9 protein-coding genes are annotated in these 13057 nt (G+C 64.2%); 3 read left to right on the forward strand and 6 right to left on the reverse strand.

The genetic code is table 11. The annotated features are described in order from the left end of the window. Nucleotides 1-7 precede the first annotated feature (7 nt). The 3 genes from HAP54_RS37070 to HAP54_RS37080 form a co-directional block, all read right to left on the reverse strand. The gene (locus tag HAP54_RS37070) at nucleotides 8-1348 is read right to left on the reverse strand and encodes a PQQ-dependent sugar dehydrogenase (protein WP_166295509.1); all 1341 of its coding nucleotides are present in this window, start codon (nucleotides 1346-1348) and stop codon (nucleotides 8-10) included. 136 nt (nucleotides 1349-1484) lie between these two features. Further along, nucleotides 1485-2978: a sensor histidine kinase gene (locus HAP54_RS37075; RefSeq protein WP_166295512.1), complete on the reverse strand. Its 1494-nt coding sequence runs from the start codon at nucleotides 2976-2978 to the stop codon at nucleotides 1485-1487. Between the two features lie 16 nt (nucleotides 2979-2994). Beyond that, nucleotides 2995-9009, reverse strand: a complete 6015-nt coding sequence (locus tag HAP54_RS37080; protein WP_166295515.1) for a HAMP domain-containing protein — start codon at nucleotides 9007-9009, stop codon at nucleotides 2995-2997. A 284-nt stretch (nucleotides 9010-9293) separates the two neighbouring features. Between HAP54_RS37080 and HAP54_RS37090 the strand changes: the two genes are divergently transcribed. Beyond that, complete coding sequence (locus HAP54_RS37090; protein WP_166295518.1) at nucleotides 9294-11282, forward strand: hybrid sensor histidine kinase/response regulator; 1989 nt, start codon at nucleotides 9294-9296, stop codon at nucleotides 11280-11282. Between the two features lie 11 nt (nucleotides 11283-11293). Here HAP54_RS37090 and HAP54_RS37095 read toward each other — a convergent pair whose 3' ends face one another. Together HAP54_RS37095 and HAP54_RS37100 are read right to left on the reverse strand one after the other, a co-directional pair. Further along, the gene (locus HAP54_RS37095; protein WP_029081845.1) at nucleotides 11294-11512 is read right to left on the reverse strand and encodes a hypothetical protein; all 219 of its coding nucleotides are present in this window, start codon (nucleotides 11510-11512) and stop codon (nucleotides 11294-11296) included. 130 nt (nucleotides 11513-11642) lie between these two features. Beyond that, complete coding sequence (locus HAP54_RS37100; protein WP_166293434.1) at nucleotides 11643-11963, reverse strand: hypothetical protein; 321 nt, start codon at nucleotides 11961-11963, stop codon at nucleotides 11643-11645. Between the two features lie 61 nt (nucleotides 11964-12024). Between HAP54_RS37100 and HAP54_RS37105 the strand changes: the two genes are divergently transcribed. After that, complete coding sequence (locus tag HAP54_RS37105; protein WP_224741609.1) at nucleotides 12025-12225, forward strand: DUF3072 domain-containing protein; 201 nt, start codon at nucleotides 12025-12027, stop codon at nucleotides 12223-12225. A 118-nt stretch (nucleotides 12226-12343) separates the two neighbouring features. Then, a complete protein-coding gene (locus HAP54_RS37110; protein ID WP_166295521.1) occupies nucleotides 12344-12589 on the forward strand; it encodes a hypothetical protein in 246 nt (81 codons plus the stop codon). A gap of 173 nt (nucleotides 12590-12762) precedes the next feature. Here HAP54_RS37110 and HAP54_RS37115 read toward each other — a convergent pair whose 3' ends face one another. Then, nucleotides 12763-13020: a hypothetical protein gene (locus HAP54_RS37115; RefSeq protein ID WP_166295524.1), complete on the reverse strand. Its 258-nt coding sequence runs from the start codon at nucleotides 13018-13020 to the stop codon at nucleotides 12763-12765. Nucleotides 13021-13057 lie beyond the last annotated feature (37 nt).

The raw sequence follows: 13057 nt of genomic DNA on the forward strand, positions 1-13057 counted from the left end.
CGAACCACTATTCGCGGCTGACGCGCCAGATCGTGCCGTTGCCGTCTTCCGAGACCAGCAGCGCGCCGTCACGCGCCACCGTCACCCCGACCGGGCGGCCCCAGACCTCATTGTCGCCGATGACAAAGCCTGTGACGAAATCCTCGTACTCGCCGGTCGGCACGCCGTCCTTCAGCCTGATGCGGATGACCTTGTAGCCGGTACGCTTCGACCGATTCCACGAACCGTGTTCGGCCGCAAAGGCATCGCCGCGATATTCGGGCGGAAAGCTGCTGCCGGTGTAAAAGGTCAAGCCGAGCGAGGCCGAGTGGGCCTGCAGCAGGACGTCGGGCACCGTCACCCTGTCCTTGAGGTCGGGTCGCGCGCCGGCATGCGCAGGGTCTTCGTTGGCGCCGATGTAGTACCACGGCCAGCCATAGAACGCGCCCTCGCGGACCCGCGTCACATAGTCGGGCACGAGGTTATCGCCGCGGCCGTCGCGCTCGTTGGTCGAACACCACGGCGTGCCGCTTCCGGGCTGGATCGCCAATCCGACGCAGTTGCGGATTCCGGTGGCGAACAGTTTCTGGTTCTTGCCATCAGGGTCAAAGGCGAGCACGGCGGCGCGGTCGGTCTCGATCCCCCAGGGCGCGCCAAGCGCATGATCACGGCTCCAGGCCTCAACGCCTTGCGGCGGCTGACCGAGGCCCTCGCCTGCATTGCCGGCGGAGCCGACCGACACCAGCATCCGCTTGTCGTCGGGCGTGAACACGATGTCACGCGTGAAATGATTGCCGCCGTGCGGCAGCCGGGCGACCGCCTCGGGCTTTCCCGACGCCTTGAGATCGCCGTTGCGGTAGGCAAAGCGCACGACGCTGTCGGTGTTGGCAACATAGAGCCATTGCGGATTGTCGCCGCTCGGGAAGAATGCGAGGCCGAATGGTCGGTTCAGTCCGGTCGCGTAGACGTCATTGGTCGCGGATTTGGCAGCACCATCGGCGCTGCGCAGGATGCGGATGCGGCCGGGGCCGGTCTCCGCGACGAACATATCGCCATTGGGCGCAGTCCGGATGATCCGCGGCCCGCTCAGCCCGCTTGCAAACAACTCGATCTTGAACCCTGCCGGCACCTGCGGCACCGCCGAGGCAGGTCGCTGCACGACGCGCGACGAATTGCTGCTGGAGGCCATTGCGCCTGGCCTAGGCAGGTCCTGCGGTGTGATCAGGCGCACCGTGCCGGGCTTGTCGCGCTGCCAGTCGCCAAAGGCCTCGGCACCTCTGAGCACCTGTTCGGCGCCCGACCGCGTGATGCTGATTGCTGCGAGGATAACGGCGGCAATGCTGACGCCGGCAAGACTTGACTTACGCATATGCTCCTCGCGCGATCCCTGTCAGTCGTGCTGCTCATAGCGCAATTCGACCGCTGGCCGCGTTCACAATGTCGTCGCATCAATGTCCGTTGGGGAGACGTCGTCACATCAATCGACGCGCGCTTCGCGAGATGCGTTACACGGCCCTCGAACGGACCATGGGCTTGCGCTCGGCTGTCGACGGCTCGCGAAACGCCGGCGTCTCTCCAAGCGGCGGCTTGAGAGGAACCGTGAGCCGGCATATTAGGCCTTCGGCGCGCCAATCGAAGTCGGCCCGTCCGCCGAGCTGGGTCTCGATGCTGGCGATCACGCTTCGCGTGCCGAAACCTTTCTGCTTCGGTTTGGTCACCAGCGGCCCGCCGGATTCCACCCAAGCGAGGATCAGCGTCTCGTCGTGCACTTCCCAGGTGATGGCGAGCCGGCCCGACAATACCGACAGGCTGCCGTATTTCGCGGAGTTGGTGACGAGCTCATGCAGCGCCAACGCCAGCGTCTGCGCGGTCGCGGGCTGCAACTGCACCTCGCCGCCGGCGATCTGGATCTGCCCGGCCTCGGAATAGGGCGCGATCTCCTCGGTTACCAGCCGCCGGACTTCCGCGCCCTGCCAGCTCGACAGCGACAGCACGGTGTGGACGCGCGCCAGCGCCGTGATGCGGCCCTCGACCGCCCGCACATAGGCGGTGACGTTCTGCGCGCGAGTCAGCCGCACGATCGATTGCGCCAGCGCAAGCGCGTTCTTGGCGCGATGGTCGACCTCGCGGGTCAGGAGGCTCTGGCGTTCCTCGGCCTTCTTGCGATCGGTGATGTCGACGGTGACGCCGCTGACCCGCACCACTCTGCCATTCCGGTCGCTGGTCGCCGCAGCCGTGCCGACGCACCAGCGAACCTCGCCGTCCGGCCGCATCACGCGGAATTCAGCCTCATAGGACGTCTGCCCATTGCCGAACCCGGCCCAGACTTGCCGGAGTTCTTCGACATCGTCGGGGTGAAACAGTGCCTGGATATTGTCGGAGGTCAGCGCGAAGGATTTCGGATCCACGCCGAAGATCTTGTACTGCCCCTCGTCCCACATCCAGTCGCCGTTGACCCAATCCCAGTCCCACGAGCCCATCTTGCCGGCGGCAATCGCCATGCTGCGGCGCGCCTCGCTTTCGACCAGCCGCGAGGTCGACTGCTCGAGCTCGGCGGTGCGCGCGCGCACACGGTCCTCGAGCTCGGCATTGAGGCGTTCGAGCTGGCGTGTCTTGCGGTAGAGCTCGGCGAACACGCGGATCTTTGCCCGCAGCACCTCGGGCACGACCGGCACCGGCACGTAATCGACCGCGCCCATCTCGTAGCCGCGCAGCCGGTCGATATCGCTGACCTGGATCGCCGAGATGAAGATCATCGCGGTCTTCTGGAAACGCGGATGCTCGCGGATCATTGCCGCAAGCTCGAAGCCGTCGAGCTCGGGCATGCAGACGTCGACCAGGATGACCGCGACTTCGTTCTTGAGCAGAAACTCGAGCGCCTCGCGGCCCGACGAGGCGGCGACAAGCGTTTCGCCGAGCTCCTTCAGGATCACCTCATAAGCCAGCAGCTTGGCCGGCTGGTCATCGACCAGAAGGATGTTTACCTTTTCGTGGTCCATCATGTTCGATCGCCGATCAGCGGTGCAGCCACATGCGGATCGCCAGCAGCAGTTGCTCGGTGTTGACGGGTTTCGCGAGATAGTCGGACGCGCCTGCCTCCAGGCATTTCTCGCGGTCGCCCTTCATCGCCTTCGCGGTCAGCGCGATGATCGGCAACCGCAAAAAGGCGGGATTTTGCCTGATGGCGCCGATGGTCTGGTAACCGTCCATCTGCGGCATCATGATGTCCATCAGCACGATCGCGATCTTCGGGTTGGATTCGACCAGCGAGATCGCCTCATGACCGGTTGTCGCCGTCAACACCTTCATACCGCGCCGTTCCAGCACGCTCGACAGCGCGAAGATGTTGCGGGCGTCATCGTCGACCAGCAGCGCCGTCTTGCCAATCAGGTCCTCATCGGAACTATTGAGCTTCTCCAGCATCCTCTGTTTTGCGACGGGCAATTCCGTGATCACACGGTGCAGGAACAGTGACGTTTCATCGAGCAGCCGCTCCGGCGACTCCACACCCTTGACGACGATGCTGCGCGCCATCGTGTGCAGTTCCGCGTCTTCCTCGGCCGAAAGTTCCCGGCCCGTAAACACGACAACGGGAATATTGGAGAGCATTTCGTCCTGGCGGATCTGATCCAGCACCTCGAAACCGCTCATGTCGGGCAGCCGTAGATCGAGCACGACGCAGTCGCACGGATTTTCGCGCAGCGTCGAGAGCGCCCCTGCCCCGGTGCCGCTGGTCAAGATCTCGATATCCTCGTGCCCGAGCAGCTCGGTGATGCTGAGCTGTTCCGCCGCATTATCCTCCACGATCAGCAGGCGCTTGCGGCGCGGTCTCGCGTATTCCTTGATCTGCGACAGCGCGGCGCTGACGCCTTCGGTCGTGGTCGGCTTGTTGACGAAGGAGAAGGCGCCGCGGGCCAGCGCGTGTTGCCGGTCCTCGTCGAGCGTAATGATCTGGACCGGAATGTGACGGGTCAGTGGATTGTGCTTGAGCTGGCTCAGCACGGTCCAGCCCAGCATGTCCGGCAGGAAGACGTCGAGCGAGACCGCGCTCGGCTGGAACTGCTTGGCGAGATCGAGCGCCTCGGCGCCGCGGGCTGCGACCAGAACCTTGAAGCCCTTGTCGCGCGCCAGATCGATCAGGACCCGCGCGTAATGCGGATCGTCCTCGACGATCAAAAGGATGGTGTCGCCGGGCTCGAGATTGAGCCGGTCATCCGGAAGCTGCTCGATCACACGCTCCTGCGTGCCTGATGCTTGTAGCGACGGTGCCGTGGTGTGCGGCATCTGTAGCGGCTGAGCCTGCGGTCGCAGCCCGGCCGACGGTCCGGCATATTTCAGTGGCAGATAGAGCGTGAAGGTCGAGCCCTTGCCCGGTGCGCTGCGCAGATGGATCTCGCCGCCAAGCAGGCCCGCCAGCTCGCGGCTGATGGCAAGGCCAAGACCGGTGCCGCCATATTTGCGGCTGGTGCCGGCATCGGCCTGCTGGAACGCCTCGAAGATCAGCTTCTGCTTCTCCTGGGGAATGCCGATGCCGGTATCCGACACTTCGAACGCTACGACGGCGGGCGCCGCGTTGAGGATCGGATGCTCGGCGCTCCAGCCGCCGAGCGCGGCCGACACCGTCAGGCTGACACCGCCCTCCGCGGTGAACTTGAACGCGTTCGAGAGCAGGTTCTTCAGCACCTGCTGCAGCCGCTTGGAGTCGGTGACCATGCTGCGCGCAAGATTGGCGTCGACATCGATGCTGAAGGAGAGGTGCCGGTTCTCCGCCTCGTGACGGAACGGCCGTCCGACGGTCTCAAGCAGGCTCGACGTCAGAATTTCCTCGGCATCGACGGTCACCGTGCCGGACTCGATCTTGGAGAGGTCGAGGATGTCGCTGATCAGGTTCAACAGGTCGGTGCCGGCACCATGAATGGTGCGGGCGAACTCGACCTGCTTGCCGGTCAGATTGCCGTCCGGATTCTCGGTGAGCTGCTGGCCCAGGATCAGGATCGAGTTCAGCGGCGTCCGCAGCTCGTGCGACATGTTGGCGAGAAATTCGGATTTGTACTTCGAGGTCAGCGACAGCTCGGTCGCCTTCTCTTCCAGCGCGCGCCGCGCCTGCTCGATTTCCTGGTTCTTGCGCTCGACGTCGACGTTGCGCTCGGCGAGCTGCTGGGCCTTCTGCTCGAGTTGATCGTTGGTCTGCTGCAATTCCTTCTGCTGGGTCTGCAGCTCGCCGGCGAGCTGTTGCGACTGCTTGAGCAACGCCTCGGTCTGCATCGTCGCCTCGATGCTGTTGAGCACGATGCCGATGCTGTCGGTGAGCTGTTCGAGGAAGGTGATCTGCGAGGTCGTGAACGAGGAGATCGAGGACAGCTCGATCACCGCCTTGACCTGGTTCTCGAACAGCACCGGGAACACGACGAGGTTCTTAGGCATGACCCGCATCAACGCCGAATTGATCGGCACCGCATCGCCGGGAATATCGGAGACGAAGCGCTGCCGCTTGTCGAGCGCGCACTGACCGATCAATCCCTCGCCGAACTGGACGATTTGCGGATGCGGATTGCTGCTGTCGCTGGCATAGGCCGACAACAGGCGCAGCTGCGCATTCTCGGGATTGTCGACCTGGTAGATCACGCCCATATGCGCGTTGATCAGCGGCGCAAGCTCGGTCAGCAGCAGACGGCCGACGGTCGCAAGATCGCGCTGGCCCTGCAGCATGTTGGTGAAGCGCGCCAGATTGGTCTTCAGCCAGTCCTGCTCGGTGTTGCGCTCCGTCGTGAGACGGAGGTTGCCGATCATCGTGTTGATATTGTCCTTGAGCTCTGCGACCTCGCCGCGCACGTCGACCTGAATCGAGCGCGTCAGGTCGCCCTTGGTGACCGCGGTCGCCACTTCCGCGATCGCGCGCACCTGGGAGGTCAGGTTCGCCGCCAGCAGGTTGACGTTGCCGGTCAGATCCTTCCAGGTGCCGGCGGTGCCGGGCACGTTGGCCTGACCGCCGAGCCGGCCCTCGACGCCGACCTCACGCGCCACGCTGGTGACCTGCTCGGCGAAGGTCGCGAGCGTCTCGGTCATGTTGTTGATGGTGTCGGCGAGCGCGGCCACCTCGCCCTTCGACTTCACCGTCAGGTTCTGCTTCAGGTCGCCGTTGGCGACCGCGGTCACCACCTTGACGATGCCGCGCACCTGCTCGGTCAGGTTCGCCGCCATGACGTTGACGGTGTCGGTGAGATCCTTCCAGGTGCCGGCGACGCCGCGCACCTCGGCCTGGCCGCCGAGCTTGCCCTCGGTGCCGACCTCGCGCGCCACGCGCGTGACCTCGCCGGCAAAGGCGTTGAGCTGGTCTACCATCGTGTTGATGGTGTTCTTCAGCTCGAGGATCTCGCCCTTCACGTCGACCGTGATCTTGCGCGACAGGTCGCCGCGCGCCACAGCAGTGGTCACCTCGGCGATGTTGCGGACCTGCGTGGTCAGGTTCGCGGCCAGCAGGTTGACGTTGTCGGTGAGGTCCTTCCAGGTGCCGCCGACGCCGGGCACCACGGCCTGGCCGCCCAGCCGTCCCTCGGTGCCGACCTCGCGCGCCACGCGCGTCACTTCGGCGGCGAACGAGCGCAGCTGCTCGACCATCGTGTTCAGGGTGTCCTTGAGCAGCAGGATCTCGCCGCGCACGTCCACCGTGATCTTCTTCGACAGGTCGCCGCCGGCGATCGCGGTCGCGACCTCGGCGATGTTGCGGACCTGCGCGGTGAGATTCGACGCCATGAAGTTGACGTTGTCGGTCAAATCCTTCCAGGTGCCGGCGACTCCGGGCACTTCAGCCTGGCCGCCGAGTTTGCCCTCGGTGCCGACCTCGCGCGCCACGCGCGTCACTTCACCGGCGAAGGCGTTGAGCTGGTCGACCATCGTGTTGATGGTGTTCTTCAGCTCAAGGATTTCGCCCTTCACGTCGACCGTGATCTTGCGCGACAGGTCGCCGCGCGCCACGGCGGTGGTCACTTCAGCGATGTTGCGGACCTGCGCCGTCAAATTGCCGGCCATCGAGTTGACGCTGTCGGTCAGATCCTTCCAGGTGCCGGCGACGCCGGGCACGTTGGCCTGGCCGCCAAGGCTGCCGTCGGTGCCGACCTCGCGCGCCACGCGCGTCACCTCGCCCGCGAAGCGGTTGAGCTGATCGACCATCGTGTTCAGTGTTTCCTTCAGCTGAAGGATCTCGCCGCGCACGTCGACCGTGATCTTGCGCGACAGGTCGCCGCCGGCGATCGCGGTCGCCACCTCGGCGATGTTGCGGACCTGTGCCGTGAGGTTGCCGGCCATCGAGTTGACGCTGTCGGTCAGATCCTTCCAGGTGCCGGCGACGCCGGGCACTTCGGCCTGGCCGCCGAGCTTGCCGTCAGTGCCGACCTCGCGCGCCACGCGCGTCACTTCGCCGGCGAAGGCGTTGAGCTGGTCGACCATGGTGTTGAGCGTTTCCTTCAGCTGAAGGATTTCGCCCGACACGTTCACCGTGATCTTCTTCGACAGGTCGCCCTTCGCGACCGCGGTCGCAACCTCCGCGATGTTGCGGACCTGCGCGGTCAGGTTCGAGGCCATCGAGTTGACACTGTCGGTCAGATCCTTCCAGGTGCCGGCAACGCCGCGCACCTCGGCCTGGCCGCCGAGCTTGCCTTCGGTGCCGACCTCGCGCGCCACGCGCGTCACTTCGCCGGCGAAGGCGTTGAGCTGGTCCACCATCGTGTTGATGGTGTCCTTCAACTCGAGGATTTCGCCGCGCACGTCCACCGTGATCTTCTTCGACAGGTCGCCATTGGCGACCGCGGTGGTGACGCCGGCGATGTTGCGGACCTGCGCGGTCAGGTTCGACGCCATGAAGTTGACGTTGTCGGTCAAATCCTTCCACGTGCCGGCAACGCCGAGCACGTTGGCCTGGCCGCCGAGCTTGCCTTCGGTGCCTACCTCACGCGCCACGCGCGTCACTTCGGATGCGAAGGCGTTGAGCTGGTCGACCATGGTGTTGAGGGTTTCCTTCAGCTGAAGGATCTCGCCCGACACGTTCACCGTGATCTTCTTCGACAGGTCGCCGCCGGCGATCGCGGTCGCGACGTCGGCGATGTTGCGGACCTGCGCGGTCAGGTTCGACGCCATGAAGTTGACGTTGTCGGTCAGGTCCTTCCAGGTGCCGGCGACGCCGGGCACGATAGCCTGGCCGCCGAGCTTCCCGTCGGTGCCGACCTCGCGCGCCACGCGCGTCACTTCCGACGCAAACGAGCGCAACTGATCGACCATCGTGTTGATGGCTTCCTTCAGCTGCAGGATCTCGCCGCGGACGTCGACCGTGATCTTCTTGGACAAGTCGCCATTGGCGACCGCGATCGTCACCTCGGCGATGTTGCGGACCTGGCCGGTCAAATTGTTGGCCATCGAGTTGACGCTCTCGGTCAGGTCCTTCCAGACACCGGTCACTTCCGGCACCTGGGCCTGGCCGCCGAGCTTGCCCTCGGTGCCGACTTCGCGGGCCACGCGCGTGACCTCCGAGGTGAATACCGAGAGTTGCTTGATCATCGTGTTGACGATGTTCGCCGACTGCAGGAATTCGCCGCGCAGCGGCCTGCCCTCGACGTCGAGCTGCACGGTCTGCAGCAGGTCGCCCTGCGCCACCGCGGCGACCGCCCGAGTGACCTCGCGGGTCGGCCACAAGAGATCGTCGATCAGCGTGTTGACCGAGCTTTCCATATCGGCCCAGGCGCCGCTGGCGAGGTCGAAATTGACGCGCTGGCGGGTCTGCCCCTCGCGGCCGACCACCTGTCCGACGCGCGCCAATTGCTGCGCCATACGTTCGTTCGCCGCGGCGATTTCGTTGAAGGCGTCCGCGATCTTGCCGTCGATCCCGAGATAGTCGCCGCGCATGCGAACCGAGAAGTCGCCGCCGCGCATCGCCTGCAGGGATTGCAGCAGGTCGTGCGAGGAATCGAGGCTTCCGTTGGATGATTGGGCGCGGCGGGTATCAGCACGGGGACGAGGCGGCGAACCGAGATCGGTCATGGAATTTCCCCTACGCGCTGGCCCCCTGTCGAGAGACTCGGAAAAGCCAGTGTGACCATAAGAATTACTGCCCGTGTTCTATTCAAGCGGGAAAACGCCAAAACCGCGATTTGTGACGCAAACCGAGTAGCTTAATCGCTAATGGAACCTAAAGTTCCAACGCGGAATGGAACTTTTTCGCAAAGCAGCGTAAGCCGTTCGTATTGCCTGGTCCCCACGGTCGCATCTGATCGCATTGGAACATTCGCCTCTGCGAAACGTTCCGGCCGATGGCAGGATTTGTGATGGTTAAGAAATCGGATCGACTCAAGCGCGGCATTTTCGACAGCGAGCGCAACTTTCGGCTGTTGGCCGGGGGCGTGATCGACTACGCGATCTGCATTCTCGCCCCCGATGGACGGGTGACCAACTGGAACAAGGGTGCCGCGCGCATCACGGGCTATTCCGCCAAAGCTATCCTCGGCAAGCACTTCTCGGTCTTCTATCCTGCGGAGGATCGCGCATCCGGCCTTCCCGCCAAGGCGCTGCAGATCGCGCGGAAGGAAAAGCATGCCGCGGCGGAGGGCTGGTTCATCCGCAAGGATGGATCGCAATTCCACGCCTCTGTCGTCATCGACCCGATTTACGAGAAGCGCAAGGTCGTCGGCTACGCGATGGTCACCCGCGACATCACCGAGCGACAGCAAGCGCGCGCGGATCTCGATGCCAGCGAAAGCCAGTTCCGCCTGCTGGTGAGCAACGTCACCGACTACGCGCTGTACATGCTGACGCCGGCCGGCATCGTCGCCAACTGGAACGCCGGCGGCGAGCGCATTAAGGGCTATTCGCCAGGCGAGATCATCGGCCAGAGCTTCTCGCGATTCTACACGCCGGCCGACCAGGCCGCGGGCAAGCCGGCCCGCGCACTCAAGATCGCGGAAGAGACCGGGCACTACGAGGAGGATGGCTGGCGGGTCCGCAAGGACGGCTCGTTCTTCTGGGCCAGCGTCGTGATCGATCCGATCCGCGACAGCGACGGCAGCCTGGTCGGCTTTGCCAAGATCACACGGGATATTTCCGAGCGGCGTGAGGCGCAACAGAAGCTCGAACTGGTGCAGCGTCAGCTGGCGGAATCGCAGAAGATGGATGCGCTCGGTCAATTGACCGGCGGCGTCGCGCACGACTTTAACAACCTGCTGATGATCATCTCGGGCAATCTGCACCGGATCAAGCGCGAGGTGACGAGCGAGCGCGGCCAGCTCGCGCTCAGCGCGATCGACACCGCCTCCGAGCGAGCCGCCTCCCTGACCAGCCAGCTGCTCACCTTCGCGCGCCGTCAGAGCGTCAATCCGCAGACCGTCGACGTCGCCGACAGGATCGCCGCGGTGCGCGAGGTGCTGAGCAGCGCGCTCGGCGGCGCGATCAAGCTGAACATGGAGATCCAGCCGGATCTCTGGCCGGTGTTCGTCGACCCGAACGAGTTTGAGACCGCGCTGATCAACCTTGTGGTCAATGCGCGGGACGCGATGGCTAATGGCGGTACGCTGACCGTTTCGGCCCGCAACGTACCCGAGACCGTCGAGGTCGCCGTCAGCGTGGCCGATACCGGCGAAGGCATTCCCGAGGACGTGCTGAGCAAGGTCTTCGACCCGTTCTTCACCACCAAGCCGGTCGGCAAAGGGACCGGCCTCGGGCTGTCCCAGGTCCACGGATTTGCGCACCAGGCCGACGGCCGGGTCGAGATAACAAGCACGCTCGGCAAGGGCACGACGGTCAGCATCTACCTGCCACGCGGGACCGGGGCCGTAAAGCGCACGGCTGCGGCTCGCAGCGTGCGCGGCTCCGCCACCGTCCTGCTGATCGAGGATAATCCTGCCGTCGCCGACGCAAGCGCGGGCCTGCTCGAACAACTCGGCTACACCGTGCGCTGGGCATCCAACGCAGAGGCTGCCTTATCGGAAGTCGACACCAACGGGGTCGATGTGGTGTTCAGCGACATCGTGATGCCCGGCAGGATGGACGGTCTGAAGCTGGCACGCGCGATCCGCGACAGGAAGCCCGAGCTGCCGATCCTGCTGACGACCGGTTACAGCAAGAGTGCACGCGACGTGAGGTCCGACTTTCCGGTCCTGCGCAAGCCGTACCGCATCCACGATCTCAGCCGCGAACTCTCGAAACTGACCGGACAAGGCTCGGGCGGCGTCATGGGCAACCCGTCCGCAGGCGCTGTGGGCGAGTTCGATTCCGCCGCGCGGGACGTTGCGCTCAGACCAAAGGCAAAAGCGCACTCCTAAAAAACCAAGGGCTAGCGTTCGGCCGGCCAGCTTCGCCGCACCAATTGCACCCGCTCGATGCGGCTGCACTGCTCGCAGCGGTACTGGAGAATATCCCTGCCCTCGGTGCCCGGGTGGCTGCTCTCAAGCCGCATCGTCCTGATGCAGCTGATACAGGAAATCAGCGTCAGCAACGGGCTGCGATCGTCATTCATCGATGCCCGCGGTGGCGCGGTCGGATCGGCGATCATGGCGCTGGACGATGCTATGGAATTGGCTCTCACCACAAGAAAATGCCCATCCGTGGCTCCGGTTCCCGCCTCGAAACCAGATTTGGGCTCAAGCCGGTCTGAGGCGCGCCCTCCAGCTCGGGCAGGCCGATCAAACCTTCGCGTTGCTGTGGCCCGGCTTGGGCGGGGCCTTCTTCGAGTTGACGGGGGTCGGCTTGACGGTCGCAACAGGGCGGTCCGCAAAGCTTCGGCTTAGCCGCTCCCGCACCGTCGGGAGGCGGTCGCCGCCGCCGGAGGCTTTCCATCGACCAATGAGCTCGGCCACTTCGGCCCGCATCGCCATCAGCCGGCATGACGCCTCACTGCAATCGAGGTCGCGGTTGATCTGATCACGGATCGACGCCTCGATCAGGGTCATTTCAGCCCGCAAGGTGCTGATCCTTCGACGAATTTCATTGATCTTGTTGTCCATAGCTTGTTAGAACAAAAATGGAACATATTGTCAAGTCACGATCCAGCAAACGAGGTAGGCAATGAGCATGGCAGCGGTAAGATTTGGCGGGGTTGCGCAGCGCCTTGGCGGGCTGATGACCCGTGCCCAGGCGCTGCGGCTGAGGAACCTTGCCGAGGAGGCGTATCAGCCGAACCAGTACGCGCGCGACCTGACGTCCGAGGAAGCCGAACGGCGCATCGATGCCCTCAGGGCCGAGATCGCGCTGGCGGACTCTTTCTGAACTCCCCATCCGGACCGGGCCGGACACCCCCTTAAGGCTTTGATATAGCGGCGCAGCTAGTTCTGTTTCTGTCGTTGCTGCTTTGTCTTTATCGCAGCTTTGCTTGGGGGAGCCTTACGTGCTGGAGCTGGAGAAGCGATCGCCACTAGCGTTCCCGATCGCGCTGAAAAACGGGCGAACGCTCGCGACCGTCGGCGACGCCGCGGACTATTTGTCGACGCTGAATATCGATCAGCGCGAGCGTGGTTACTGGAAGACGGCGATCAACAACGCCATGCGCGAACCGGGCTATCTGAAGATCGCGACCATGAATCTGCGGTCCGCGCTGGTGTATGACCGCCTCGTCGACGACGTCGGCCCCTGATTGTGGTGCGGCGGCTACAGCCGAATCGGCGATGGTCTCGTAAGTCGCTGTTCGTTATGGCCGCAAACAAGGTAACGGCGGTACACGCGACGGCCGGATGCGGATTGCGCTTCGGCCGCTAATCTAGGGCCGCCTCGGAGCGCCAAAGGAAGGCCAAGGCGGCCCATTTTCTTTCAAAGCAATTTGGCGCGGACGAACAGCGTCCGCAACGCGCTGGTCGCTTGCACCGTCAGCATGGCATTCCCGGCCGCCCTCTCCAGCGCAACCAACGCCTCGTCATGCAGCGAGCGGAATTCCATCCATTCGACGGCGCTGAGATTGCTGATGAAGCGGTAGGCCTGACCGACGGTCGCAAGCGTCACCGTCTCGCCGTTCAGCCGCACCTTGAACGTCGCCTTCAGCGGCGTGTCGGATTTGGATACGTCACCCATGGCGCGGTTGTGCGCCGCGCCGCGTTAATGTCAATCT

Source organism: Bradyrhizobium sp. 2S1 (genome assembly GCF_011516625.5).
Taxonomy (GTDB): domain Bacteria; phylum Pseudomonadota; class Alphaproteobacteria; order Rhizobiales; family Xanthobacteraceae; genus Bradyrhizobium; species Bradyrhizobium septentrionale.

Coding starts and splice junctions, on each gene's coding strand:
- HAP54_RS37070 (WP_166295509.1), bottom strand. CDS start 1,348: ATGCGTAAGTCAAGTCTTGCCGGCGTCAGCATTGCCGCCGTTATCCTC.
- HAP54_RS37075 (WP_166295512.1), bottom strand. CDS start 2,978: ATGGACCACGAAAAGGTAAACATCCTTCTGGTCGATGACCAGCCGGCC.
- HAP54_RS37080 (WP_166295515.1), bottom strand. CDS start 9,009: ATGACCGATCTCGGTTCGCCGCCTCGTCCCCGTGCTGATACCCGCCGC.
- HAP54_RS37090 (WP_166295518.1), top strand. CDS start 9,294: ATGGTTAAGAAATCGGATCGACTCAAGCGCGGCATTTTCGACAGCGAG.
- HAP54_RS37095 (WP_029081845.1), bottom strand. CDS start 11,512: ATGATCGCCGATCCGACCGCGCCACCGCGGGCATCGATGAATGACGAT.
- HAP54_RS37100 (WP_166293434.1), bottom strand. CDS start 11,963: ATGGACAACAAGATCAATGAAATTCGTCGAAGGATCAGCACCTTGCGG.
- HAP54_RS37105 (WP_224741609.1), top strand. CDS start 12,025: ATGAGCATGGCAGCGGTAAGATTTGGCGGGGTTGCGCAGCGCCTTGGC.
- HAP54_RS37115 (WP_166295524.1), bottom strand. CDS start 13,020: ATGGGTGACGTATCCAAATCCGACACGCCGCTGAAGGCGACGTTCAAG.